The following is a 25,956-nucleotide window of genomic DNA, read 5'->3' on the forward strand; positions in this document are numbered from 1 at the left end:
AGGCTGACAACGCCTCTCCAACAGGCATGGCCACGTTGCAACAAATGTGGGAGCGGGCTTGCCCCGCGAAGCGCCGCGCGGGCGGCGCTCGATCTCACAGGCGCTAAAAATGTCATGCCATACACCCGCGAAGTAGCGCACGGGCAGCGCTCAATTCCAGCACCACAATACCCCCAAGCCACACCCAGCGGCTTTACCAACCCCAGCACATCCAGCAATACATTCCAGCTCCACGGTTTTGCAGCGCGATCTAGATTTTGTCCTGAGCTCTACTAAGGAATCCACATGGACTGTGCGAAATCTCATCTCTTGCGCCGTGGCCGCTTCTCTCAGCCCTCCGGTATCTACCTACTAACAACCGTTACCAACAACCGACAGCGCACTTTCACTGATCTGTGGTCTGCTCGAGCCGTTATCTCCGAACTTCGACAGACGGAGCGTGAGGATGCCTGCCAATCCTTGGCTTGGGTACTAATGCCAGATCATCTGCACTGGCTGATCCAGTTGAAGGAATCGACACTCTGCACTGTGATGCGAAGGTTCAAATCTCGGAGTAGCCATGCGTTGTACAAACAAGGATTGCCACGTCAGAGGGTATGGCAGCCTGGATATCAGGACTGCGCACTGCGCAAGGAGGACGACATCCTCAGGGTTGCAAGGTATGTGATTTGTAACCCCTTGAGGGCCGGGTTGGTATCGAGGATCGGTGATTACCCCCATTGGGATGCGGTCTGGGTGTGAGGCTTTGCACGTCTCACGCGGCCCTCAATTTCAACAGCCCCAATAGGACCTGCCACTTCAACTCCCCATATAACAGATTGTTCTAAAACTCTCACAAAGCACATAGGTCAGTTCCTTAAGGTGCCCTAATCCGGGGCATCACCTCCCCAACGGAAAAACCGGTAAGGACTTATGTGCGGATTAGCAGGAGAGTTGCGTTTCACCCCCATCGACCAAGCCCCTCGCCCAGCCGACCTGGCTGCGGTAGAGCGCATCACCCATCACCTGGCCCCGCGTGGCCCGGATGCCTGGGGCTTCCATAGCCAGGGCCCGATCGCCCTGGGCCACCGGCGGCTGAAAATCATGGACCTGTCCGACGGCTCGGCGCAGCCGATGGTCGACAATACCCTGGGCCTTTCGCTGGCGTTCAACGGCGCCATCTACAACTTCCCCGAACTGCGCCAGGAATTGCAGGACCTGGGCTACAGCTTCTGGTCCGATGGTGACACCGAGGTGTTGTTGAAGGGCTACCACGCCTGGGGCGCTGCCTTGCTGCCCAAGCTCAACGGCATGTTCGCCCTGGCCATCTGGGAGCGCGACAACCAGCGCCTGTTCCTGGCCCGCGACCGCCTGGGCGTCAAACCCCTTTACCTGTCGCGCAACGGCGAACGCCTGCGCTTTGCCTCGACCCTGCCAGCCTTGCTCAAGGGTGGCGACATCGACCCCATGCTCGACCCGGTCGCGCTCAACCACTACCTGAACTTCCACGCCGTGGTACCGGCGCCGCGCACGTTGCTGGCCAATGTGCAAAAGCTGGAGCCCGGCACCTGGATGCGCATCGACCGCCATGGCGAAGTGGAACGCCAGACCTGGTGGCAGCTGAAATACGGCGCCAACCCGGACGAGCGTGAGCTGGACCTGGAAGGCTGGACCACCCGCGTGCTCGACGCCACCCGCGATGCCGTGGCCATCCGCCAACGTGCCGCCGTCGACGTCGGCGTGCTGCTGTCCGGCGGGGTTGATTCCAGCCTGCTGGTGGGCCTGCTGCGCGAAGTGGGCGTGGACGACCTGTCGACCTTCTCCATCGGCTTTGAAGATGCCGGCGGCGAGCGCGGCGACGAGTTCCAGTACTCCGACCTGATTGCCAAACACTATGGCACCCGCCACCACCAGTTGCGCATTGCCGAACACGAGATCATCGACCAGCTGCCGGCCGCCTTCCGCGCCATGAGCGAGCCGATGGTCAGCCACGACTGCATCGCCTTCTACCTGCTGTCGCGGGAAGTGGCCAAGCACTGCAAGGGCGTGCAAAGCGGCCAGGGCGCCGATGAACTGTTCGCCGGCTACCACTGGTACCCGCAGGTAGACGGCGCCGATGATGCCTTTGCCGCCTACCGCGATGCGTTTTTCGACCGCAGCCACGCCGAGTACCGCGACACCGTGCAGGCGCCCTGGCTATTGGAAACCGACGCCGCTGGCGATTTCGTGCGCGAGCACTTCGCCCGCCCCGGTGCCCGCGACGCCGTGGACAAGGCCCTGCGCCTGGACAGCACGGTGATGCTGGTAGACGACCCGGTCAAACGCGTGGACAACATGACCATGGCCTGGGGCCTGGAGGCGCGCACGCCGTTCCTCGACTACCGCCTGGTGGAGCTTTCGGCGCGCATCCCGGCGCGTTTCAAGTTGCCCGACGGCGGCAAGCAGGTGCTCAAGCAGGCGGCGCGGCGGGTGATTCCGCATGAGGTGATCGACCGCAAGAAGGGCTACTTCCCGGTACCGGGCCTGAAGCACCTGGAAGGCGCCACCCTGGGTTGGGTGCGCGAACTGCTGACCGACCCCAGCCAGGACCGGGGCCTGTTCAACCCGGCCATGCTCGACCGCTTGCTGAGCAACCCGCACGGCCAGCTTACGCCGCTACGCGGCTCCAAGCTGTGGCAGCTGGCAGCGCTGAACCTGTGGTTGAGTGAACAAGGAATCTGACCGATGAAAGCCCACGAAATCGCATACGGTCAGCGCCTGTTGCGCGGCCAGGCGCCGTCCTACGAACGCCTGCAGGCGCGCCTGGCCGGCGATGGCAGCCAGCCCCACGACCAGCCGCGCGCCGTGCACTGCGGTTGGGGCCGGCTGCTGATCGGCCACACCTACCCCAACCCGGCCAGCCTGGCCGAAGAACTGCTGGACGAACGCCCCGGCGAGCGCGACATCGCCTTGTACGTGGCCGCGCCCCAGCAGTTGCTGGCCCAGGCCCCGCAGCAACTGTTCCTCGACCCGTCCGACACCCTGCGCCTGTGGTTCACCGACTACCGGCCAGCTCAGCGGGTGTTCCGCGGCTTTCGCGTGCGCCGGGCACAAAACGCGGCCGACTGGCAGGCCATCAACACCCTGTACCAGGCGCGCGGCATGCTGCCGGTCGACGCCGGCCTGCTAACCCCGCGGCACCTGGGCGGCCCGGTGTACTGGCTGGCCGAAGACGAAGACAGCGGCGCGGTGATCGGCAGCGTCATGGGCCTGAACCACGCCAAAGCGTTTGACGACCCGGAGCACGGCAGCAGCCTGTGGTGCCTGGCGGTGGACCCACACTGCACCCGCCCCGGCGTCGGCGAAGTGCTGGTGCGCCACCTGATCGAACATTTCATGAGCCGTGGCCTGGCCTACCTCGACCTGTCGGTGTTGCACGACAACCGCCAGGCCAAGCGCCTGTACCAGAAGCTGGGCTTTCGCAACCTGCCCACCTTCGCGGTCAAGCGCAAGAACGGCATCAACGAGCAGCTGTTCCTCGGGCCTGGCCCGCAAGCCGACCTCAACCCCTACGCGCGCATCATCGTCGACGAGGCCCTGCGCCGCGGCATTGAAGTGCATGTGGACGATGCCGCTGGCGGCCTGTTCACCCTGAGCCTGGGCGGGCGGCGCATTCGCTGCCGTGAGTCGCTCAGCGACCTGACCAGCGCCGTGACCATGACCCTGTGCCAGGACAAGCGCCTGACCCAGCATGCCCTGCACCACGCCGGGCTGCAGGTGCCGGCGCAGCAACTGGCTGGCAATGGCGACGACAACCTGGCTTTTCTCGACGAGCATGGCGCGGTGGTGGTCAAGCCGGTCGATGGCGAACAAGGCCAGGGCGTGGCGGTGAACCTGACCTGCATCGACGACATTACCCGCGCCGTGGCAAACGCCCGCCAGTTCGACAGCCGCGTGCTGCTGGAGAGTTTCCACGCGGGGCTCGATTTGCGCATCGTGGTGATCGGCTACGAAGTGGTGGCCGCCGCCATCCGTCACCCGGCCCAGGTGTTGGGCGACGGCAAGCACAGCATCCGCCAGTTGATTGAAGCCCAGAGCCGCCGACGCCAGGCGGCCACCGGGGGTGAAAGCCGCATTCCGCTGGACGACGAAACCGAGCGCACCCTGCGTACGGCGGGCTTTGCCTACGACGACGTGTTACCCAACGGCCAGCGCCTGGCCGTGCGGCGCACCGCCAACCTGCACACCGGCGGCACCCTGGAAGACGTGACCGAACGCCTGCACCCGGTGCTGGCGGACGCAGCCGTGCGCGCAGCGCGGGCGCTGGAGATACCGGTGGTGGGGCTGGACTTCATGGTGCGCGATGCCGGGCAACCGGAGTACGTGATCATCGAAGCCAACGAACGCGCCGGGTTGGCCAACCATGAACCGCAGCCAACGGCCGAGCGGTTTATCGACTTGCTGTTTCCGCATAGCAGGCCTTTGGCGTAACAGCTGATGGCCTCTTCGCGGGCGCGCCCGCTCCCACAGGTCCGCCACAGGGCCGAAGCCTTGTGCATTACCTGTGGGAGCGGGCATGCCCGCGAAGAAACCAACACAATTTTCAAGGAGTACTCATGTCCGAACGACTCCCCGAACCCGATCTCGACTACCTCAAACGCGTGCTGCTGGAAATGCTCGCCATCCCCAGCCCCACCGGTTTCACCGACACCATCGTGCGCTACGTGGCCGAACGCCTGGACGAACTGGGCATCCCGTTCGAGCTGACCCGCCGCGGCACCATTCGCGCCACCCTCAAAGGCCGGCAGACCTCCCCCGACCGCGCCGTCTCGGCCCACCTCGACACCATCGGCGCCAGCGTGCGCCAGTTGCAGGACAACGGCCGCCTGGCCCTGGCGCCAGTCGGCTGCTGGTCCAGCCGTTTTGCCGAAGGCAGCCGGGTCAGCGTGTTCACCGACACCGGTGTGTTCCGCGGCAGCGTGCTGCCGCTGATGGCCAGCGGGCATGCCTTCAACACCGCCATCGACCAGATGCCGATCAGTTGGGAACACGTGGAAGTGCGCCTGGACGCCTACTGCGCCACCCGCGCCGACTGCGAGGCGCTGGGCGTGAGCATTGGTGACTTCGTTGCCTTCGACCCACTGCCCGAATTCACCGAAAGCGGCCACATCAGCGCCCGTCACCTGGACGACAAGGCCGGCGTGGCGGCACTGTTGGCAGCGCTGAAGGCGGTGGTGGAAAGTGGTCGCCAGCCGCTGATCGACTGCCACCCGCTGTTCACCATCACCGAGGAAACCGGCTCGGGTGCAGCGGGCGCCTTGCCCTGGGATGTCAGTGAGTTTGTCGGCATCGACATCGCCCCCGTGGCGCCGGGGCAAGCCTCCAGCGAGCACGCGGTAAGCGTGGCCATGCAGGACTCGTCGGGGCCTTACGACTACCACCTGTCCCGGCACCTGCTGAAACTGGCCGGTGAGCAGGAACTGCCGGTGCGACGCGACTTGTTCCGCTACTACTTCAGCGATGCCCACTCGGCGGTAACGGCGGGGCATGATATTCGCACTGCCCTGGTGGCATTTGGTTGCGATGCCACCCATGGCTACGAGCGCACGCACATCGACAGCCTCGCGGCATTGAGCCGGTTGCTGTCGGCGTACCTGCTGAGCCCACCGGTGTTCGCCAGCGACTCGCAGCCGGCCAATGCTTCGCTTGAAAGGTTCAGCCACCAGCTGGAGCACGATGCGCAGATGGAAAGCGACACGCGGGTGCCGGCGGTGGACAGCCTGGTTGGCAACAAGGCTTGAGGGCCATGGGGCTGCTTTGCAGCCCATCGCGACACAAGGCCGCTCCTACAGGTGTATGCGACCCCCTGGAGCGGCCTTGTGTCGCGATGGGCCGCAAAGCGGCCCCAAAATCTCCAATGTTTCGCGTAGCATGTCCCCATCCCCCCTAGACACCGCCCACCATGCTGATCCCCTACGACCAACTGCAAGCCGAAACCCTGACCCGCCTGATCGAAGACTTCGTCACCCGCGACGGTACCGATAACGGCGACGATACCCCGCTGGAAACCCGCGTGCTGCGGGTGCGCCAGGCGTTGGCCAAGGGGCAGGCGTTCATCCTGTTCGACCCGGAAAGCCAGCAGTGCCAGTTGCTGGCCAGGCATGATGTGCCCCGCGAGTTGCTCGATTAGCAGGCCCGGCCTCTTCGCGGGCAAGCCCGCTCCCACAGTGCCCGCGAAGAGGCCGGCACAGGCCCCATCAAGCCCTGCGGGTCTTGTCCTGCTCTCCCGCCTTGATGCGCTTGTACACCTCGGCCCGGTGCACCGGCACCTGCCTCGGCGCATCGACCCCGAAGCGCACCACCCCGTCCCGCGTCTCTACCACCATGATGCGGATATCATCGCCAATCACGATGATCTCCCCCACTTCGCGCCCGATTACCAGCATGTTCCGCTCCTTTAGCGAAAGGTAAAAACGGAGCGTGCATCGTGGACATAAACCTACTCAATACTTCCACAGCAAATCAGAAGCACCCTACATTCACCGGTAACTTCTCCTACAGAAACCTCACCGAGAATGCGCCTTGGCACGCATTTTTGCCGCCATGCCGGCCATCTCGTCATACAGTCGCCCGGGGGCTTCGCGCTTCAGTGCCCAGGCTTGTCGACCTGCCTCATGGGGCAGGATCAGGAACTCGCCGGCTGCCACTTGCTGATGGATATACTCGGCAATCTCTTCCGCGTTGATGGGCGAACCTTCCAGCAGCTTGCCCACCTGGGCCTTCATCGCCGGGTTGGGCCCGCGGAACGAGTCCAGCAGGTTGGTCTGGAAGAACGACGGGCACACCACGTGCACCGCCACCTCCAGCTGGCGCAGTTCCACCAGCAGGCTTTCCGACAGCGCCAGCACACCGGCCTTGGCCACGTTGTAGTTGCTCATGCCTGGGCCCTGCATCAGTGCGGCCATCGAGGCGATGTTGATGATGCGCCCCTTGCTGCGCTCCAGCAGCGGCAAGAACGCCTTGCAGCCCTTGACCACGCCCATCAGGTTGACCGCGATCTGCCAGTCCCAGTCCTCCAGCGAGAGCTCGGCGAAGAACCCACCCGAGGCCACGCCCGCGTTGTTGACGATTACGTCGATGCCGCCGAACTGCTCGGTGCAGGCCTGGGCCAGCGCGGTGAGCTGGCTGTAATCGCGCACGTCGCAGCGCTGGACGAAGCCTTCGCCACCGGCCGCGCGGGCCAGCTCCAGGGTGTCGCGCAGGCCGCTTTCATTGACATCGGCCAGCGCCAGGCGCCAGCCCTCACGTGCCCAGCGCAGGGCGATCTCGCGCCCGAGGCCGGACCCGGCGCCGGTGATCATGATGCGGTTTTGCATGGTGGCAGGCCTTGTTCTGAATGGTAGTGCTGCGAGTCTAATCAAGGCCAGGAGGGGTGACAGGGTTCATCAGGGTAGTGAATGGGCGGGCATGACCATGCAGTCAGTGCCGGCCTTGTGCTGCGAAGAGGCCGGTGCAGGCAACACACAAATGGAATCTTTCACAAACCGCAATGGTCCGAACTTACAAGAGGCCGGCAACCCAAGGCCCTTGACCCTCAACCACGCAAGGATTCTGTCATGACCACGATTCTGATCATCATCCTGATCCTCCTGCTGATTGGTGGCTTACCGGTCTTCCCACACTCGCGCAGCTGGGGCTACGGCCCATCCGGTATCGTTGGCGTGGTGTTGGTGATTTTGTTGGTGCTGTTACTGCTTGGCATGATATGAACCGGCCCGGCCTGGCGTTCCAGCTGCCTTTCAAGGCGCCGCATACCGTCGCCCAAGGCGCGGATCGCCAGGTTGAGTGCCTCGCGTGGCAAAGGCTGCGTGTGGCAACAACGTTCAACTTGCTCACACAACGCAACGAGCGCATCGGCGCGGGCAATGCGTGCGCCGCCTTTTACCCTGTGCACCAGCCTGGCGGTGGCGGCCGGCGCATCGCCCAGGTTTTCCAGGCGCTGCAGGTCATCACGGTTACTGGCGCGCAGGTCACCAAGCAGCGCCTTTAGGGCAGCTTCATCGTTACCCACCAAGTGCCTCAGGTGCTGAAGGTCTACCAGGCTGGCGTCGTCGTTCGGCCCCTGCGCAGGCCATGCACTGGTCAATGCTTGGGTGAGGCTGCCCAAATCCAGCGGTTTGAACAGGCAATCATCCATACCCGCCTCGCAACTGCGCCTGCGCTCGGACGCCTCGGCGCTGGCAGTCAGGCCAATCACTCGGCTGCGCGGGCGCCCGCTACGGCGTTCGTGCTCGCGGATGGCACGGGCCAGCCCATGGCCGTTGAGGCGCGGCATGTTGCAATCGCTGATCACTACATCGAAATGCTCTTTCAGCCACAAGCGCAAGGCTTGGGCACCGTCTTCGGCAACCCTTGCCTGATGCCCCAGAAAATCCAGTTGCTGTGCCAACAGCAGCCGGTTGGCCGGGTAGTCATCCACAACCAGCACCCTCAACCGGGCGCTTGGCTCATCCCCCTGCGTAGGGGAAGCCTCAGGCACTGGCACCGCGATGGCCAACATCGGCAGCTTGAGTTGCACCTGCACTTCGGTACCTTCCCCCAGCGTGCTGCGCAATTGCAACTGACCGCCCATCAACTGGCACAGGTTACGGCTGATGCTAAGACCCAGGCCAGTGCTGGCACGTGGCGACTGGCGGTGGTTGCTGGCCTGACAAAACGGCTGACCCAGGGCCGCCAGCTCGCTGGCGGCGATGCCCACCCCGCTGTCCTTGACCAGTAGCAGGGTATCGAGCAACCCACCGGTCGGTGCAGCCTGCAAGCTGACCACAATGCGACCGCGCTCGGTGAACTTGATCGCGTTGCTCAGCAGGTTGGCCAGCACCTGCTTGAAACGCAGCGGGTCAAGCATCACCTCGGTGCCCACTGCCCCGCTCAGTTGCATCTGCAACTCCAGGCCCTTGCCACGGGCTTGCTGTTCGAACAGTTGCACCACCCGCCCCACCAGTTCGCTCACCCTTACACGCTGCGGCGATAGCTGAAGATGGCCGGTTTCGATGCGGGTGATGTCGAGGATGTCGCCAATCAGGTCTTTGAGCCCGCGCGCTGCTTCGGTGGCCACTTCGATAGCCTGGCGGTCGAGCACGCCTTGGGCTGCCTTGCGCTGGGCCAGCTCAAGCATGCCCAGCACTGCATGCAGCGGGGTGCGAATTTCATGACTGATGGTGGCGAGAAACTCGGTCTTGGCCTGGTTGGCTGCATCCGCCGCGCGCTTGGCCCTTTGCAATTGCACCTGAAGCCTGCGCAGGTAGCGAATCCACAACAAGGCAATCAACAGCAGGCACAGGGCGACGCCAAAGCCGAACAGCACCTTACCGCGATGGCGCGGCCAGACACCATCGGAGACAATCATCGGGTTGCGCCAGCGGCGCACCAGCGCGGTGGTCTCATGCGGCGTCAGGCTAAGCAACGCGCTGTCGATGATACCCAGCAACTCGTTGGCTCCGCGGGTACTGGCCAAGGCGAAATGCGCAGGCGGCAACGCCAGGCTGGCACTGACCTGCAACTGCCCGGGATACCAGCGGGCAACCAGGGCGCGGGCGTCATCAAGGGTCAGCAAGGCTGCGTCCGCTCGACCATCGGCAACCGCGTGCAGCGCCTCCAGCGGGCCGTTCAGCAAGCGCTGGCGAATGTGCGGATAACGTTCCTGCAACAGCTCGACCATGGCACTGCCCCACACCACCGCCACGCGCCGGCCGGCCAGTTGCTCAAGCGTGGCCGGCGCCGGGGCGCCCGTGCGGCTGACCAGCACCCGCGAAGCAGTCAGGTAAGCACGGCTGAACCCCAGCCGCTGCGCCAGGCTGTCGCTGTAGGGCAGCCCGGCAATCAGTTGCGCCTTGCCTTGGGTGACCTGCCCGATCATCTGCTCGACATCTGCCCCTGCCTGCACGTCGAACTCAAGGCCCGTGCGCCGGGTGATCAATTGCAGCACATCAAGGGTCAGGCCGTGTAGCTGGCCTTTGCTGTCGCGGTAGCTCAGCGGCAGCAACTTATCGTCTACCAGCACGCGCACCTTGGGGTTGTCAGCCAGCCAGCGTTGCTGGGCCTCGCTCAACTGCACCGCCTGGGGCGAGCGCGTGCTGCCCGCCTGCGGACTCCAGCGTGCCAGGATGCGTGCACGTTGGGCCGCACTGATGCTCTCCAGCACGGCATCCACCAGGCCCGGCAAGGGCGTACCGTTGTCCAGCATGGCAAAGCCGATGCCTTGGCGCGGCAAGGCCGCGTGGCCGATTTCTTCCACTCCGCTGAACGGGCTACGCCCCTGCACATAGCGCGCAATCAGCGCATTGCCCAGGTACAGGTCGGCCTGGTCAAGTGCCAGCGCGGCCAGCGCACTGAATGCCGTGGGGTGTACGTGCAGGCTGGCCTGTGGGTAGTACTGGCTGACCTGTTCCTGCGTGCGGTAGCCGTCCACCATGACCAGGCGCAAGGGTTCGGCATCCTGCTTGACGGGCTTGTGCTCCTGGGCCAGTAACAAGGGGTGATCCTCGGCGTAGAATGGCGACAGGCGCAAGCCGGCCTGTAACGCCTGCTGTGCAGTGACCGAACCCAGCAGGTCGACTGTGCCCTCGCGCAACGCCGCAGCTGCCGCCTCGAACGAATCGAACACATGTACCTGCATGTTCAAGTGAAGGTGTTCGGCCAACAGGCCCGCGTAATCAGCGGTGATCCCTTCATAGGCACGCCCGGTGCCGAGGATATCCAACGGCGGCTGGTCGTTGCCCAGCACACCAAGGCGCAGCACGCGGTGGTGCCAAAGCCAGCGCAAGTCACTGCTGACCGGCTCGGCACGTGGCCCTTCGAAGACTGCTCGGCCGTGGAACAACGGCGCAGCCATGCACGGCAAGGGAAATGCACAGCACACCAACAACAGCCAGATTGCACGTACCATTCAAACAAGCTGGTTGCGACGAGCGAAATCCGCCAGGTCGATGAGCGAGTTCAGGCGTAGTTTTTCCAGCAGGCGCCCCTTGTAGGTGCTGACGGTCTTGTTACTCAGCAGCATCGCTTCACCCACCGCCTTGTTGCTCAGGCCACGGGCCAGGTGCTGCAGGATCATCAGCTCGCGGTCGCTGAGGGTGGCGATGCGCTGCGCTTCGCTGGCGTGCCGTTCGTGGCTGTTCACCGTGCTCAACGCTACATCCGGGAAGTAGGTGAAGCCCGACAGCACTGCACGTACAGCCTTGCTCAGCTCGCCCAGGTCGTTGGTCTTGGAAACGAACCCGGCAGCCCCGGCCTGCATGCAACGCAAGCAGTAGGCTTCGGCCTGGTGTGATGTCAGCACCAGGGTCTTGACCGGATGCTCCAGGCGCTTCACCCGGGCAATCACCTCCATGCCGTCCAGCCCGGGCAGGCTGATGTCGAGGATGATGATGTCGGGCGCTTGTTCACGGGCCATTCGCACCGCGTCGATGCCATTGTCGGCCTGGCCGACGATTTCCAGGCGTTCCCGGCGCAGCAGCGCGCACACGGTAGCGCGGATGAAAGGGTGGTCGTCGACCACCAGTGCTGTGTGCATGAGGCACCTCGTTGGTTGAGACTACGACCTATAACTCGGCATCGAATATCACGGTGACATGCCCTGTGTAGGTGGTGCCCGGGTGCTTGAGCATGTCCTCCACATCATTGCGGGCTACCTGGAAATGCAGTTGGCCTGGGCGGTTCAAGGTGGCCATGGCCGCATCGAACTGCAGTGCAGCCGTGCGCCCGCTGGGCAGCGCCAGGCGTTGTACCGGTGCACCTGAGTGTTCAATGCCTGCTGGCAGGCTCATGGCGACTTCGACGGGCACCTGCTCGCCTTGGTCATTGCGTATCCCACAGCGGGTGTCAGCATAGTGCTGGCATAGCTTGTAGACCTTGAACGGGCCAGTCGACCACACCCGGAACGGCAGGTCGCGAACAAGCCGCTGGGGGGGCTTGCCGCCGCCCAACCAGGCTTGCCAACCCCCCGGTGGCTCTAACACCGCCCGGTCTGAGCCGGGAGGAAACTCGAAGATGAAGGCGTGCTGGACGTCGAGGACAAAGTTTACGGTCAGACTGTCTCCACTGAGCGCGGTGACATCGTTACCGAAGTCAAAATCGCCCCCAGCGCCAATGCGATAGGTCACACTGCCACGCCAGGTGCCACTGGGCATGCGAAATGGCGGGGCAATGTCGATGTTAAAGGCAACGCTGGTATCCTGCACCGAGGCGATTTCGACCCGGCCGTTCGGTGCGTTGCGACCGTTGGCCCAGCACGGCGCTGGCGCGCCAGGCTGGGTTATATCGAACAGGTACCTGACAATGGCTGGCCTGAATTGCGACGCGCTGCCGACCTGGCGACAGCCTCCGTTGAGATTCATCTGATACAACGGGTGATAAAAGAGATCGCTGCCGGTTTGCACCCGTTGACTGATGGCCGTCCAGTCAAATGTCAGCTGCCGCGACTCGCCGGTTGCATCATGGTACACATCGACCCGGCGCCTGGCCGGCACGCTGATGAAAAACTCATCGCGTGGGTCGGTAGCACCCTTGGTGGTTTTCTTGTCGTAGGTAATAGGCAAGGTCACCGTGGTGCGGTTCGCACAGGTAGCGGGCCAGTCACTGCACAAACCACCGGCTGGCGTTGTATTGTCGAAACGCCCGCTGCCTCCTCCTCGGTATTCGGCGGTAATGGTCACTTCAAGCGCCGTGACCGCAGGCACCACAAGTAGCGACGCCCCGCCCAGCAGGCAGCGTGGCAACCACCTCAACCGGCCGTTCATCGCTCTACGACCATGGCGCTACGGCGGTCACCCTCATGCAGTTCAAACTGATGGACCTGGTCGGCAGCCCCTGGGAACTGCTTGCTGCGCCCAGGCAACAAGTGGTGCTTGGTGGCCGGTTCACACGCTTCTCCCGCCGCACGACACTGGCGAAAGTGGTCCAGTACTACCGTGGCATTTCCTTCATTGGTGATGGTCAGAAGCCCCGCATTGCGCAGCACGGGCGTGTGGTAACGCGGCTGCGCAGGCCGCACGAACAGCAGCGTGCCGTAGCCGGCCAGCAGGTTGACACCGGCCTTGAGGCTGTCGCGATATTGCTCGGCTTCGGCCTCGCTGACGGCAAAGCCGTCGCCCTGCTCCGGCAGCACCGGGATGAAACGTAGGCGGTAGTAGCGTTCCTTGTCGCGTTCACCGCGATATAACAGGCGCACCGCCTGCATGCCACGGGCCGGCACGATCAACCGCGCCGGGCTGACTATCAGGCCACGCTGTTCCAGGGCCAGGCCTTCGAGGGCGACTTCACGGGGAGGGCCACTGCCGTCATACACCAGCTCGACCACGCTGACCTTGACGAATGCCGTGGCATCGCCGCCGTTGCGCACGCGCTTGAGCAAGGTGCTTTTGCCTTCCTCCAGGTAGTCGTAGAGCCCGCCCACATTCAGTTCGGGCCCAGCCTGCGCAAGGCAAGGCAGCATGGCCAAGGCCAGGCAAATATAACGAAGTGGTTTCACGGAAAAATCTCCATTGCAAAAAGCCCCTGATAGCCAATCAGTATCGCCGCAGGTATTTTGGTCTTTTGTACACGTAGAAAATGCAGGAAATCTCCCTACGCTTTGAGGAAATTTCCTAAAGACAGGTGCGAACTAAAGCTCCGAGTCGAACACCACGGTAACCAGGCCCTCGTAGCGCGTGCCGGGATGATCCAGCATGGTCTGGACCTCTTGCGCGCCTACCGAGAAGTGCAACTGGCCGGGGCGGTTGAGCACGGGTGTTACCGAATCGAAAGCCAATGCATCATTGCGCCCGGAGGGCAGTTCCAGCCTTTGTACCGGCTTGCCCTGGTGCAGAATCCCCCCCGGCATGCTCAAGCCCACGGTAACTGGCACTGCGTGGCTGCTTGCGTTCTGAATGGCGCAACCGTTGCCCAGGTAGCGCTGGCATAGCTTGTAGACCTTGAACGGGCCTGTGGACCACAGCCGAAATGGCAGGTCCCTTTGCAACTGCTGGGGTGCTCCTCTGCCCCCAAGCCACGCCCCCCATCCTCCTGGTGGCTCCAGCACCGCGCGGTCCGACCCAGGTGGGAACTCGAAGACGAAGGCATGCTGTACGTCAAGTTCGAAGTTCAATGTCAGGCTGCTGCCATTGAGAGCGCTTACACCATTGCCAAAGTCGAAGTCGCCACCCGGGCCGATGCTGTAGGTCAGGCTACCGGTATAAAAACCGGGCTTCATGCGATTGGGCTCAGGCATGGTCAGCCTATAGGCAATGCCCATGTTGCTGACCGAGGTAGTAGTGGTGTAGCCAGTCGGCACCTGTTCGGTGTTGGAGTAACAGGGCGCTGGGGACTGGGCATTGCGGATCAACCACAGGAAATGAGTAGCAAATGGAGGCGATGGATAGCCAAAGCCTTGTTTGAAGCTGCAGCCTCCACGCACTTTTGGCGTCCAGACGGGGTTCTCTATCAGTTCCTTGGTACCCTCCACCTGCTTACTGACACCCAGGAATTCAAAGTTCAGACGGTGGGACTCACCCGTCGCCTGATGGAAAACATCGACCGAGCGGGCTGAGGGTAGTTGAATGTAAAAGTTGTTCCGTGGATCGCCCGTGTTCCTGATTGTCTGTTTTGTATAGGTGATCGGTAACTGCATGGCTCTCATTTCCCTGCAGTCCGCAGACCAACGCTGACAATAGGCCGCCAGGGGCGTGGTGTTTTCAAAATGCCCTGACGAATCACCCGTGTACTGAGCACTCACAAGAGCCTCCAGTGCCTGCGCCATTGGCGAACAGGCCAGGCACAAAAGCAGGCATGAAGCACGAGACGTTTTTGCAGGCGTTCCCGCGAGCGCTTTTCCCATCCACTTGCTCAACTTCTGTCCTCTTTCTGAAACTGCCCAGCGTGGGCAACATGGGCCGGTTCACAAGGCAGATCGCCCGCAAGCAACACATCCCCCTCCCGCTCATACGCCTTGAAATCGAGCGTGAGCAAGCAAATGGCTTCACCTCCCCGACGCACCTCGAGGGTTGGCGTCGACTCACTCATCTCCACCGCAAAATGCCCACCGTTCTCGCTGACACTGCGGCTGGCATGGTTGACCACCTGGGCGCCGGACATCGGGCGCCCGTCACGGTCAAGCAGCCGCCCCAACACCGTCAGCGTGCGCATCACCCGCAACTTGCGGTAGCCCACCCCGCCCCGGTTGAGGTGGTAGTCGAAACTGGTCGGCTGGATCACCGCCGCCGCTTCGTTGTCGCCATCCAGGTCAAACTGCACGTAGCCGGATTTGTAGGCGCCAACCGGGATCACGTTCCGGCCGGGGTGAAGCGTGGCGCTCAGCCCATACTGATCGTCGGCACGCAGGGCCAGGCCTTCTATGTCGCTCTCGACATCGACGATCAACCCGGCATCGTGGGGCAGGTACTGGCCGCTCATGGCCAGCTTGCCATCCCCCACCGCGACGATGCTCTGCAGGTTGAGGCCGGCGCTGATTTCCCCGTTGTAGGACGAACTCTGCGCATAGGCATCGCCGTACAGCGCCTGGTTCTGGAACTGCGCCGTGCCGCCGAAGCCGGCGCCATAACGGTCGGCCGTGACGGTGCCACCAAGGCTGTGCACCACGCCCAGGTCGACGTCACGCTGGTAGGACAGCGAGGCATTCTGGTCGCGCCCGCCGTTATGGCCTGTACGGCTACCGATGGTGGCGGCAATGCGCTCGCCGGGGCCACCCAGGCTCATGCTCACGGCCAGGTTGACGCCACGGCTGCGCTTGTCACCGCTGCTGCGGCTGCCGGGGCGGTCGAACAGGCTCAGGCGCCAGTTGGCATCAGAACCCAGCAACTTGCCGTAGTGCGACCAGCCCAGGTCGATGCCAAGGCCGTCGGCGGCGCCCGAACTGTGCGCAAGGCGAATGGTGGCGGTGCTGCGGTTGTTCAGGCGGTGAGTCAGCAACAGGGAGGTCTGGGTTTGTTCGCTGTAGCGCACGAACTGGCTGTGGGTCGCGCGGCTGACCGTTTCCAGCCAGGAGCGGCTGTGGCTGAACACCAGCGAGCCGAGGTCGTGGCTGTGGATCACCTGCAGGTCGTAACCATCACCCTGGTTCTCGGTGCGGTAGAGGTTGCCATAAAGCTTGAGCCGGTCGAGTGCGTCCCAGTCCAGCGAAGTACCGTATTGCATGTCTTCTTCCACTTGTTGCACGGACACGCCAAGTACTGCCCGCGGGTGCAGCAGGTAGTTGGCCATGACACCGCCGCTGAGGCTGTCGTCGTGGTCTTCATCCCAATTGCTGAGCAGGCTGGTCTGCTGGCCCAGGTACAGGTTGTAGCGCCAGCGGCTGTCGGGGTTGCGCCAGCTGTTGGGCTTGTAGACGAACTCCTCGGTGCGTGCGGTTTCCTGGCCGTCCTCCAACAGGCGCACTTCGACCTGGTAGATGCCACCTGGCAACACCCGGGTATCCAGGGCTTGCAAGCCAGGCTGCACCGGCTGGCTGTTGATCAGCGAGCCATTGCGGTAGATCTCCACCACACCCGGGCGATTGGGGGTGACGTAGATGGGCGTCGAACTGGGCTGGCCATTATCGATCAGCAGGCTGTCGCTGCTGCCGAACATCAGGCCAAGCGTGGTATCGGGACTGCGCCCCAAAAGCCGCGGCTGGCGGGTCAGGCCTTGGGCTCCGGGGGTGAAATAGCCCAGGCGAAAGAAATGCTCATCGTGCAAACGCTCGGCATACAACTGGCTGACCCGGTGCCGGGTTTGCTGGCTGCCGACGCTGCCACGGTCAAGCTGGGCATCGGCCAGGGTGGTCCAGTTACCGACGCTGCCCTGGCCTGCCAGAGAAAACAGGCCACTGGTGTCGCGGCCATCGCTGACCAGGTTGAGCTGGTTGCGCAGCAGCAGCCCGCTGCCCTGTTCGGGCAAGGCGTGGTAGCGCGGTGCGTCGCCGCCCAGCTCGGCGGCATGGGTCAGCAAGGAAAGCTGCGAGTTGACCAGGCTGTAGTGGATAGCGCGCAAACCGTCCGGGCAGTCGCCCTTGCAGTCGCCCAGCGGGCGGCCGGAGGCCAGCCGCTCCTGCCAGCGACGGCGCAGGGTCTCTGGCTCGCGGCTGTCGAAGTGGTCGGTGAATTCCAGCAACTGCACACGTTCATCGCGGCTGAGCACCACCATGGCATCACCCAGGTAGCGGTTATCCAGGTCCACCCGCACGGCCAGTGGCACATCGAAGAAGTGTTCCTCGAACTCCCGTGGCAGGCCTTGGGCCTGGCTGACCACGCCCATTGCACGGTCAGACGCCTGAGCGGCAATCGGGAGCACGACAAGGCCTGCCATCAGCAGCAAAGTCTTTATAGTTAGGGGAAAAGCCATGACCCTGCCTGCAAGCAATACGCCGCCTTCACCCCCGGCTGCTGGCAAGGGGTGAAGGTGAGCAACAACGGATGAAAGAAGGGGAAAAATGCGGTCGGATCAGGGGGCGGCGGTTTCGAACATCATGCTGACCAGGCCTTGATAGTTGCCTGGCTTGTAGCCACCGGAGGGGATCTGCGCGGCGACTTCAAAGTCGACGATTGCACCGGGTGCTGCCTGGGCCTCAGTGAGAATTTCGGCCGCATTCGTGGTGAGCAGCGTGTCACCGATCTTGACGTCCAGACCAATGGAATCCAAGCCACTGCTGACCACTGCTGGCGACAACAGGTGGGCAGTGATCGGGCCAATGGTGCTCTTGGCTTGCAGTTGCTTGCGAACCGGGGTCAGGGAGCCTTGAAACGAGTTCCAGGCCATGTCCTGCGGATCGTTCATCCAGTTGCCACCGACAGGCTCGACGTAGAAGCTGGCTGTGGGCACAGTAGCTGTAATCAGCACCTGTTTCTCGATCGGGTCTTCGGCCATGGCTGGGCCGACAACGAGAGCAGCGAATGGAAGTGCCAGCATGAGTGCTTTCACGAATAAATCTCCTGGAAACCTGTAGAAATGAGCTTTGATGATCAACTCGGCAAAGCGCCGTTGACAGGTGGAATTATTCGCCTTTACCCACAAGGGAAATACGGGATTTATCCGACTGAATTGTTGAAATTTCCCAGCGACATTCAGCCAGTTTGCCTGGAAAGCACAACGCACCGGCAAGCGGGGCGTTGTGCTAAAGCATCAGCTCAGGATCAGTGGGAAACCGCCCCGCTCGCCCCCAGCCCAGTCTGCGAACGCACGAACTGCGGGAAGAACAGCGCACGTTCGTTTTCAGCCGCCTTGGACTTGTCGGTGACCGAGAAGAACCAGATGCTGACGAAGGCAATGGCCATCGAGAACAGCGCCGGGTACTCGTACGGGTAGATGGGCTTCTCGTGGCCGAGGATCTGTACCCAGATGGTCGGGCCGAGGATCATCAGCGTCACTGCACTGATCAGGCCCAGCCAGCCGCCAATCATGGCGCCGCGGGTGGTCAGCTTCTTCCAGTACATCGAGAGCAGCAGTACCGGGAAGTTGCAGCTGGCGGCAATGGAGAACGCCAGGCCGACCATGAAGGCGATGTTCTGCTTCTCGAACAGGATACCCAGGCCGATCGCCAGCACGCCCAGGGCGACGGTGGTGATTTTCGACACGCGGATCTCGTCCTTGTCGTTGGCCTTGCCCTTGCGCCACACGCTGGCGTACAGGTCGTGCGACACCGCCGAGGCACCGGCCAGGGTCAGGCCCGCAACCACTGCCAGGATGGTGGCGAAGGCTACCGCCGAGATGAAGCCCAGGAACACGCTGCCACCCACGGCATCGGCCAGGTGCACCGCCGCCATGTTGTTGCCGCCCAGCAGGGCGCCGGCGGCGTCCTTGAAGTCCGGGTTGGTGCTGACCAGCAGGATGGCGCCAAAGCCGATGATGAAGGTAAGGATGTAGAAGTAGCCGATGAAGCCGGTGGCGTACAGCACGCTCTTGCGCGCCTCTTTGGCGTCACTGACGGTGAAGAAGCGCATCAGGATATGCGGCAGGCCAGCGGTACCGAACATCAGCGCCAGGCCCAGCGAGAAGGCCGAGATCGGGTCCTTGACCAGGCCGCCCGGGCTCATGATCGCTTCGCCCTTGGCGTGTACCTTGATCGCTTCGGAGAACAGCGTGTTGAAGTCGAAGCCCACGTGCTTCATCACCATCAGCGCCATGAAGCTGGCACCGGACAGCAGCAGCACAGCCTTGATGATCTGTACCCAGGTGGTGGCCAGCATGCCGCCGAACAGCACATACAGGCACATAAGGATACCGACCAGGATCACCGCCACGTGGTAGTCCAGGCCGAACAGCAGCTCGATCAGCTTGCCGGCGCCGACCATCTGCGCGATCAGGTAGAAGGCCACCACCACCAGCGAACCGGAGGCCGACAGGGTGCGGATTTCCTTTTGCCCGAGGCGGTACGAGGCCACGTCGGCAAAGGTGTACTTGCCCAGGTTGCGCAGGCGTTCGGCGATCAGGAACAGAATGATCGGCCAACCGACCAGGAAGCCGATCGAGTAGATCAGGCCGTCGTAGCCAGAGGTGAACACCAGCGCGGAAATACCCAGGAAGGACGCCGCCGACATGTAGTCGCCAGCGATTGCCAGGCCGTTCTGGAAGCCGGTGATCTTGCCGCCGGCAGCGTAGTAGTCCGACGCCGACTTGTTGCGCTTGGAGGCCCAGTAGGTGATGCCGAGGGTGAAGGCGACGAAGGCCACGAACATGGCGATGGCGGAAACGTTCAGCGGTTGTTTCTGCACCTCGCCGGTCAGGGCATCAGCGGCCCACACGGCGGGTCCGAAGGCTCCGCAGGCCAGTACGGCCAAGGTTTTGGCATGGCGAATCATTGTTGCGCCTCCTTCAGGATGGCCTTGTTCAGCTCATCGAATTCGCCGTTGGCGCGGCGTACGTAGATGGCGGTCAGGACGAATGCCGAAACGATCAGGCCGACGCCCAGGGGTATGCCCCAGGTAATCGACGACTCAGGGCTGAGCTTGGCGCCCAGTACTTGAGGACCGTAGGCGATCAGGAGGATGAAGGCGCAGTACAGGCCGAGCATGATCGCCGAGAGTATCCAGGCGAACCGTTCGCGTTTGGTGACCAGCTCCTTGAAGCGGGGGCTGTTTTGTATCGAGAGGTAAATGCTGTCGTTCATTTTGTTTTTGTCCTAGCAGCACAAGTTGGGGATGGTACCCACGCCCTTACTTTATGCGGCTGTTGGACGGCAACCAGACGACCTTAGTCTTAGATGCAACGGTGTTTTACCGATTGTGTAACAAAGCTGATGGCCCTTTCGCGGGCATGCCCGCTCCCACAGGGACATCACAAGGCCTGAGGGCAGTGATATACCTGTGGGAGCGGGCAAGCCCGCGAAGCAGCAAAACTGGCCCTAAAAGGTTGCTACTTACCAGTCCACTCCTTCACACGATCAGGGTGCTTGGCCACCCAGTTCTTGGCCGCCGCTTCAGGCTTGGCGCCTTCCTGAATCGCCAGCATCACTTCGCCAATCTCGTCCTTGGACTGCCAGCTGAACTTCTTCAGGAACTCCGCCACTTCCGGCGCCTTGGTCGCCAGTTCCTTGCTGCCGATGCTGTTCACGGTCTCTGCCGCGCCATACACGCCTTTCGGGTCTTCGAGGAACTTCAGCTTCCACTTCGCGAACATCCAGTGCGGCACCCAACCGGTTACCGCAATCGACTGCTGCTTGGCATAGGCACGGCCCAGCTCTGCGGTCATGGCCGCGCCGGAACTGGCCTGCAGCTTGTAGCCGGTGAGGTCGTAGTCCTTGATCGCCTGGTCGGTCTTGAGCATCACGCCGGAGCCGGCGTCGATGCCGACGATTTTCTGCTTGAAACTGCTGTCGGTCTTGAGGTCGGCAATGCTCACCGCCTTGACGTACTCGGGGACGATCAGGCCGATCTTGGCGTCCTTGAAGTTGGCGCCGTAGTCGACCACGTTGTCCTTGTTCTTGGCCCAGTACTCGCCGTGGGTCACTGGCAGCCAGGCCGACAACATGGCGTCAAGCTTGCCGGTTGCCACGCCCTGCCACATGATCCCCGTGGCCACGGCCTGCAACTTCACGTCGTAGCCGAGCTTCTGCTTGATCACCTCTGCAGCCACGTTGGTGGTGGCCACACTGTCGGCCCAGCCATCCACGTAACCGATGCTTACTTCTTTGGCCATTGCCTGTGCTGCGCTCATTCCCAGTACCAGGGCGGTGCCTACACCCAGGAAACGTCGCATTTTTTTCAAAGTTGCCATCAAAGCATCCCCTCGTCAGGTCTTGGAGATTGCATCATCTTCCTGCAACAGCGGGGGGCCTGATCCAACTGCGACCTGTACCCGCCCCATATGCGACAGCACTGTGCCATTAGCGCCATCGGCCTACACCGACCTGCGCGATCCTTGCATGCCAAAGCTTTGGCGCCGGGCTACTATCTACCCTTTTGCGCCTGACGACGGACCGCCCGATGCCCAGTTCTGCCCGCTTGCTGTTACCGCTGTACCTGCTTGCCTGCCTGTTGGCCCTGCTCGGGCTTGCGGGGCTCTGGTACGGGCTTGGCAAGCCGGTGCACCTGCCCGACGCGGCCAGCTCGACGCACAAGTTGCAGTGCGCGTCCTACACGCCGTTCGACAAGGACCAGTCGCCCTACGACCAGCCGTTTCGACTGCGCCCGGCACGCATGGACGCCGACCTGGCGTTGCTGGCCGAGCGATTCCAGTGCATCCGCACCTATTCCATGACCGGGCTTGAGGCAATCCCCGCGCTGGCGCGCAAGCATGGCCTGAAGGTAATGCTGGGCGCCTGGGTGAACGCCCACCCGGCAGACACCGACAAGGAAATCGAGCTGCTGATCGCCACCGCCAACGCCAACCCCGATGTGGTCAGCGCGGTGATCGTGGGCAACGAAACGTTGCTGCGCAAAGAGGTGACCGGTGCACACCTGGCCAAGCTGATCGCCCGGGTGAAAAGCCAGGTGAAGGTGCCGGTGACCTACGCGGATGTGTGGGAGTTCTGGTTACAGCACCCGCAAGTGGCGCCGCAGGTAGACTTCTTGACCATTCACCTGCTGCCCTACTGGGAAGACGACCCACGCGGCATCGACGACGCCCTGGCCCATGTGGCCGATGTGCGCCGGGTATTCGGCACGCGCTTTGCGCCCAAGGACATCGTGATTGGTGAAACCGGCTGGCCCAGCGAAGGCCGCCAGCGCGAAACCGCCACACCCAGCCGGGTCAACGAGGCGCGCTTCATTCGCGGCTTTGTGGCCATGGCAGAAAGCAACGGCTGGCGCTACAACCTGATCGAAGCATTCGACCAGCCCTGGAAGCGCGCCAACGAAGGTGCAGTGGGCGGGTACTGGGGGCTTTACGATGCCGACCGGCAGGACAAGGGCGTGCTGGAAGGGCCGGTGAGCAATCTGCATTACTGGCCGCAGTGGTTGCTGGCCAGTGCGCTGTTGATGGCAGCCATGCTGGTACTCGCCGGGCGCCCCGCCAGCGCGCAAGCGGCAGTGTTGCTGCCACTGCTGGCGGCGTTTGGCGCGGCTTGCCTGGGGCTGTGGGGCGAGCTGATGCGCACCCATGCGCGCTTTGCCGGGGAGTGGGTATGGGCGGTGGTGCTGGCCGGGCTGAACCTGCTGGTGCTGGCCCATGCGCTGCTGGCCCTGGCGCAGCGGGCGGGCTGGCGCGAACGCTTGTACGCCTGGCTGCAGGCGCGGGCCGGCTGGCTGTTACTGGCGGCCGGCTTTGCCGCGGCGGTGAGCATGCTGGCGATGGTGTTCGACCCGCGCTACCGCAGCTTCCCCACTGCGGCACTGGCGTTGCCGGCGCTGGTGTATGTGCTGTGGCCAGTGCGCGCGCGGCGGGCGGAGGTGGCGTTGTTGGCGTTTATTGTTGGGGCCGGGGTGGCGCCGCAGTTGTTTGTGGAGGGGCTGGAGAACCGGCAGGCCTGGGGCTGGGCGGTGGTGAGTGTGCTGATGACGGCGGCGTTGTGGCGCAGCTTGAGGTTGCGCCCGGCTTGATTGTAGCGGTGGGGCGCAAATCGAGCGCCGCCCGCGCGGCGCTTCGCGGGGCAAGCCCGCTCCCACATTTGTTGCAACGTGGCCATGCCTGTGAGGCCATGGTTGTCAGCTTTGTTAGCACGACTGGACTTCGAGGTGGGCATTGATGCCCCCCGCTTGCACCAAGGCAGGCAACCATGGCCTGACAGGTTCGGCACGTAGCAACAAATGTGGGAGCGGGCTTGCCCCGCGAAGCGCCGCGCGGGCGGCGCTCGATTTCTGCCCCACCGCAGCACCCAAGGCATGCACCTTTCAGCCGCACCGCATTTACCGAACCAACCGCAACCCCGCCAGCACCAGCGCAAACACGGCAATGCTGGCGGTATACAGCACCAGCGCCGGCACCGCGAATACCAATGCCAATACCGCCAGCCACCAGCCGGCGCGGCCGGAAACCACCTGCGCCAACAGCGCCAGGCCCAACCCGCCCCAGGCCAGCACCTGGTGGTGAATGCCCAACCCCAGCAACGAACGCACCTCACACTGCCAGTACGCCGCCGGCACCGTGCACAACCCAACCCACTGGCCATCTTCCATCAGCCCATAGCGCACGCCATAACTGGCCGCGAGCCACAGCCCGATACAAAGCACCAGTAGCGCAGCCGGTAGCGAACGAGACATCCTGCTCTCCAATAGCGGTAATCGAAAGCATCCATGATCGCTTATGCCCTGTAGTAAGGCAAAATCACAACCCTGCAGCTATGTTGCAGATAACCAGCACACCAAAGGCCACCGCGCCAGGCAACTTTGCCCGCGTCGATGTGGTCCTAGCCTGCACAATGCTCGACCTTGCGTTCTTTTGGGGGATTACATGCTTCGATCTTTGCGCCTCGCTGCCGTGCTCGGCAGCCTGCTCATGGCTGTGGCCGCTTCAGCGCGGGATATCGACGCCGCGAGCTACGGCTACCCCTTGACCAACCCGTTCGAGGCGACCATCGCCACCACGCCGCCGGAGCAGCGCCCGACCCTGCCCAGCGACGACGAAATCAACCAGGCCGACTACAGCCTGAACCTGCGCCCGGAGCGCGAGTTCACCCTGCCCGACAACTTCTGGGCGGTGAAAAAGCTCAAGTACCGCATGGCCCGCCAGGACCACGAGGCACCGCTGATCTTCATCATCGCGGGCACCGGCGCGCCCTATAGCAGCAGCATCAACGAATACCTGAAGAAGCTGTTCTACCAGGCCGGCTTCCACGTGGTGCAGCTGTCGTCGCCCACCAGCTACGACTTCATGAGCGCCGCCTCGCGTTTTGCCACCCCCGGCGTCAGCCAGGAAGACGCCGAAGACATGTACCGGGTAATGCAGGCCGTGCGCGCCCAGCACCCGCGCTTGCCAATCAGCGAGTTCTACCTCACCGGCTACAGCCTGGGCGCGCTCGATGCAGCCTTTGTCAGCCACCTGGACGAAACCCGCCGCAGCTTCAACTTCAAGCGCGTGCTGCTGCTCAACCCGCCGGTCAACCTGTACACCTCGATCAACAACCTGGACAAACTGGTGCAAACCCAGGTCAAGGGCATCGACCGCAGCACCACGTTCTATGAGCTGATGCTGCAGAAGCTTACACGTTACTTCCAGGACAAGGGCTACATCGACCTCAACGACGCCCTGCTGTACGACTTCCAGCAGTCGAAACAGCACTTGTCCAACGAGCAGATGGCCATGCTGATCGGCACCTCGTTCCGCTTCTCGGCGGCCGACATTGCCTTTACCTCCGACCTGATCAACCGTCGCGGCCTGATCATTCCGCCTAAGTTCCCGATCACCGAAGGCAGCAGCCTCACGCCGTTCTTCAAACGCGCCCTGCAGTGCGACTTCGACTGCTACATGACCGAGCAGGTGATCCCGATGTGGCGCGCCCGCACCGACGGCAACAGCATCTTGCAACTGGTCAACCAGGTGAGCCTGTACGCCCTGGAAGACTACCTGCGCAGCAGCGACAAGATTGCCGTGATGCACAACGCCGACGACGTCATCCTCGGCCCTGGCGACATCGGCTTCTTGCGCAAGGTGTTTGGTGACCGGCTGACCCTTTACCCCCATGGCGGCCATTGCGGCAACCTCAATTACCGCGTCAACAGCGACGCCATGCTGGAGTTCTTCCGTGGTTAACAAACTCCTCTTCGCCACTGCCCTGCTTGCCGCCGGCCACGCCCTGGCCGCCGAAACCGCGCCTCGCGCCAGCGTAGTGGAGGCCGACCCGCAAGTCGTGGGAACCGCCCCTCTGGTGCCCGAGGCCGATGGCTTCATCGACCCGCTGCGCGAGCTGAAATTCAACCCGGGCCTGGACCAGCGCGAGTTCGAGCGCTCCACCCTGGAAGCGCTGAACGTGTACGACCCACTGGAGTCGATCAACCGGCGCATCTACCACTTCAACTACCGGCTGGACCAGTGGGTGCTGCTGCCGCTGGTAAGTGGCTACCAGTACGTCACACCGCGCTTCGTGCGTACCGGGGTGAGCAACTTCTTCAACAACATCGGCGACGTGCCGAACCTGTTCAACAGCGTGCTGCAGCTCAAGGCCAAGCGCTCGGCCGAGATCACTGCGCGGCTGATGTTCAACACGATCATTGGTGTAGGTGGGCTGTGGGACCCGGCGACCAGCATGGGCCTGCCGCGCCAGAGCGAAGATTTTGGCCAGACCCTGGGGTTCTATGGTGTGCCGGACGGGCCGTACCTGATGCTGCCGGTGCTGGGCCCATCGAACCTGCGTGATACCACCGGGTTGGTGGTGGACTACGCGGGCGAGCAAGCCATCAACTACCTGAACGTGGCCGAAGCCAGCACCGACCACCCGGAAATCTTTGCCTTGAAAGTGGTGGACAAGCGCTATACCACCAAATTCCGCTATGGCCAGCTGAACTCGCCGTTCGAGTACGAGAAAGTGCGGTACGTGTATACCCAGGCGCGCAAGTTGCAGATAGCCGAGTAAGCAGGCCTGGCCTCTTCGCGGGC

At 63.0% G+C, this 25,956-nt stretch carries 22 protein-coding genes; 9 read left to right on the plus strand and 13 right to left on the minus strand.

The genetic code is table 11. The features are described 5' to 3' along the window. The first annotated feature begins 285 nt into the window (after nucleotides 1-285). The 5 genes from ACIQUI_RS20885 to ACIQUI_RS20905 all read left to right on the plus strand — a co-directional run bounded on the left by ACIQUI_RS20885 (nucleotide 286) and on the right by ACIQUI_RS20905 (nucleotide 6,148). The gene (locus ACIQUI_RS20885) at nucleotides 286-741 is read left to right on the plus strand and encodes an REP-associated tyrosine transposase (RefSeq protein ID WP_403202322.1); all 456 of its coding nucleotides are present in this window, start codon (nucleotides 286-288) and stop codon (nucleotides 739-741) included. A 171-nt stretch (nucleotides 742-912) separates the two neighbouring features. After that, nucleotides 913-2,700, plus strand: a complete 1,788-nt coding sequence (locus ACIQUI_RS20890; protein ID WP_403202325.1) for an N-acetylglutaminylglutamine amidotransferase — start codon at nucleotides 913-915, stop codon at nucleotides 2,698-2,700. A 3-nt stretch (nucleotides 2,701-2,703) separates the two neighbouring features. Continuing rightward, the gene (ngg, locus tag ACIQUI_RS20895) at nucleotides 2,704-4,449 is read left to right on the plus strand and encodes an N-acetylglutaminylglutamine synthetase (RefSeq protein ID WP_403202328.1); all 1,746 of its coding nucleotides are present in this window, start codon (nucleotides 2,704-2,706) and stop codon (nucleotides 4,447-4,449) included. A 125-nt stretch (nucleotides 4,450-4,574) separates the two neighbouring features. After that, entirely contained in the window at nucleotides 4,575-5,759 is a 1,185-nt protein-coding gene (locus tag ACIQUI_RS20900) for an osmoprotectant NAGGN system M42 family peptidase (protein WP_403202331.1), read from the plus strand. 161 nt (nucleotides 5,760-5,920) lie between these two features. Then, complete coding sequence (locus tag ACIQUI_RS20905) at nucleotides 5,921-6,148, plus strand: YheU family protein (protein ID WP_051099660.1); 228 nt, start codon at nucleotides 5,921-5,923, stop codon at nucleotides 6,146-6,148. Between the two features lie 67 nt (nucleotides 6,149-6,215). Here ACIQUI_RS20905 and csrA read toward each other — a convergent pair whose 3' ends face one another. Together csrA and ACIQUI_RS20915 are read right to left on the minus strand one after the other, a co-directional pair. Then, the gene (gene csrA, locus ACIQUI_RS20910; RefSeq protein WP_403202333.1) at nucleotides 6,216-6,404 is read right to left on the minus strand and encodes a carbon storage regulator CsrA; all 189 of its coding nucleotides are present in this window, start codon (nucleotides 6,402-6,404) and stop codon (nucleotides 6,216-6,218) included. A 120-nt stretch (nucleotides 6,405-6,524) separates the two neighbouring features. Next, nucleotides 6,525-7,334 carry an SDR family oxidoreductase gene (locus tag ACIQUI_RS20915; RefSeq protein WP_403202336.1) on the minus strand — a complete coding sequence of 270 codons (810 nt, stop codon included), beginning with the start codon at nucleotides 7,332-7,334 and terminating at the stop codon, nucleotides 6,525-6,527. A gap of 240 nt (nucleotides 7,335-7,574) precedes the next feature. On the opposite strand from ACIQUI_RS20915, the gene ACIQUI_RS20920 reads away from it, so the two are divergent. Continuing rightward, on the plus strand, nucleotides 7,575-7,727 hold the full coding sequence (locus tag ACIQUI_RS20920) for a DUF3309 family protein (protein ID WP_012271016.1): 153 nt from the start codon (nucleotides 7,575-7,577) through the stop codon (nucleotides 7,725-7,727). Here the strand turns inward: ACIQUI_RS20920 and ACIQUI_RS20925 are convergent. From ACIQUI_RS20925 to ACIQUI_RS20970, 10 genes are all read right to left on the minus strand, one after another. Beyond that, entirely contained in the window at nucleotides 7,655-10,906 is a 3,252-nt protein-coding gene (locus ACIQUI_RS20925; RefSeq protein WP_403202338.1) for a response regulator, read from the minus strand. The two genes, ACIQUI_RS20920 and ACIQUI_RS20925, sit on opposite strands and share 73 nt — an antisense overlap. Beyond that, nucleotides 10,907-11,533, minus strand: coding sequence for a response regulator (locus ACIQUI_RS20930; protein WP_403202340.1), 627 nt, complete (start codon nucleotides 11,531-11,533; stop codon nucleotides 10,907-10,909). It abuts the gene before it with no gap. A gap of 28 nt (nucleotides 11,534-11,561) precedes the next feature. Continuing rightward, entirely contained in the window at nucleotides 11,562-12,758 is a 1,197-nt protein-coding gene (locus tag ACIQUI_RS20935; RefSeq protein ID WP_403202343.1) for a hypothetical protein, read from the minus strand. Beyond that, nucleotides 12,755-13,453 carry a molecular chaperone gene (locus ACIQUI_RS20940; RefSeq protein ID WP_403202464.1) on the minus strand — a complete coding sequence of 233 codons (699 nt, stop codon included), beginning with the start codon at nucleotides 13,451-13,453 and terminating at the stop codon, nucleotides 12,755-12,757. Before ACIQUI_RS20940 ends, ACIQUI_RS20935 begins: the two co-directional genes overlap by 4 nt. 168 nt (nucleotides 13,454-13,621) lie before the next feature. After that, a complete protein-coding gene (locus ACIQUI_RS20945) occupies nucleotides 13,622-14,845 on the minus strand; it encodes a hypothetical protein (protein WP_403202345.1) in 1,224 nt (407 codons plus the stop codon). Then, entirely contained in the window at nucleotides 14,842-17,298 is a 2,457-nt protein-coding gene (locus tag ACIQUI_RS20950) for a TcfC E-set like domain-containing protein (RefSeq protein WP_403202347.1), read from the minus strand. Before ACIQUI_RS20950 ends, ACIQUI_RS20945 begins: the two co-directional genes overlap by 4 nt. 135 nt (nucleotides 17,299-17,433) lie before the next feature. After that, nucleotides 17,434-17,910: a CS1 type fimbrial major subunit gene (locus ACIQUI_RS20955; protein WP_403202349.1), complete on the minus strand. Its 477-nt coding sequence runs from the start codon at nucleotides 17,908-17,910 to the stop codon at nucleotides 17,434-17,436. A 212-nt stretch (nucleotides 17,911-18,122) separates the two neighbouring features. Further along, entirely contained in the window at nucleotides 18,123-19,787 is a 1,665-nt protein-coding gene (locus ACIQUI_RS20960) for a cation acetate symporter (protein WP_403202351.1), read from the minus strand. Next, nucleotides 19,784-20,095 carry a DUF485 domain-containing protein gene (locus ACIQUI_RS20965; RefSeq protein ID WP_016715535.1) on the minus strand — a complete coding sequence of 104 codons (312 nt, stop codon included), beginning with the start codon at nucleotides 20,093-20,095 and terminating at the stop codon, nucleotides 19,784-19,786. Before ACIQUI_RS20965 ends, ACIQUI_RS20960 begins: the two co-directional genes overlap by 4 nt. A gap of 245 nt (nucleotides 20,096-20,340) precedes the next feature. Further along, a complete protein-coding gene (locus ACIQUI_RS20970; protein ID WP_403202354.1) occupies nucleotides 20,341-21,201 on the minus strand; it encodes a glycine betaine ABC transporter substrate-binding protein in 861 nt (286 codons plus the stop codon). 209 nt (nucleotides 21,202-21,410) lie between these two features. Here ACIQUI_RS20970 and ACIQUI_RS20975 point away from each other — a divergent pair, with 209 nt between their 5' ends. Continuing rightward, nucleotides 21,411-22,964 (plus strand): beta (1-6) glucans synthase, encoded by a 1,554-nt coding sequence (locus ACIQUI_RS20975; RefSeq protein ID WP_403202355.1) that lies wholly within the window; start codon nucleotides 21,411-21,413, stop codon nucleotides 22,962-22,964. 306 nt (nucleotides 22,965-23,270) lie between these two features. On the opposite strand, the gene ACIQUI_RS20980 is transcribed toward ACIQUI_RS20975, so the two are convergent. After that, complete coding sequence (locus ACIQUI_RS20980) at nucleotides 23,271-23,624, minus strand: hypothetical protein (RefSeq protein ID WP_403202358.1); 354 nt, start codon at nucleotides 23,622-23,624, stop codon at nucleotides 23,271-23,273. 190 nt (nucleotides 23,625-23,814) lie between these two features. Here ACIQUI_RS20980 and ACIQUI_RS20985 point away from each other — a divergent pair, with 190 nt between their 5' ends. Both ACIQUI_RS20985 and ACIQUI_RS20990 read left to right on the plus strand, forming a co-directional pair. Further along, nucleotides 23,815-25,113, plus strand: a complete 1,299-nt coding sequence (locus ACIQUI_RS20985) for a serine/threonine protein kinase (RefSeq protein WP_403202361.1) — start codon at nucleotides 23,815-23,817, stop codon at nucleotides 25,111-25,113. Continuing rightward, nucleotides 25,106-25,933 carry a VacJ family lipoprotein gene (locus ACIQUI_RS20990; protein WP_403202363.1) on the plus strand — a complete coding sequence of 276 codons (828 nt, stop codon included), beginning with the start codon at nucleotides 25,106-25,108 and terminating at the stop codon, nucleotides 25,931-25,933. The genes ACIQUI_RS20985 and ACIQUI_RS20990 overlap by 8 nt, the downstream gene beginning before the upstream one ends. Nucleotides 25,934-25,956 lie beyond the last annotated feature (23 nt).

This window comes from Pseudomonas sp. NPDC090592 (assembly GCF_044769185.1).
In the GTDB taxonomy this organism is placed as follows: Bacteria; Pseudomonadota; Gammaproteobacteria; order Pseudomonadales; family Pseudomonadaceae; genus Aquipseudomonas.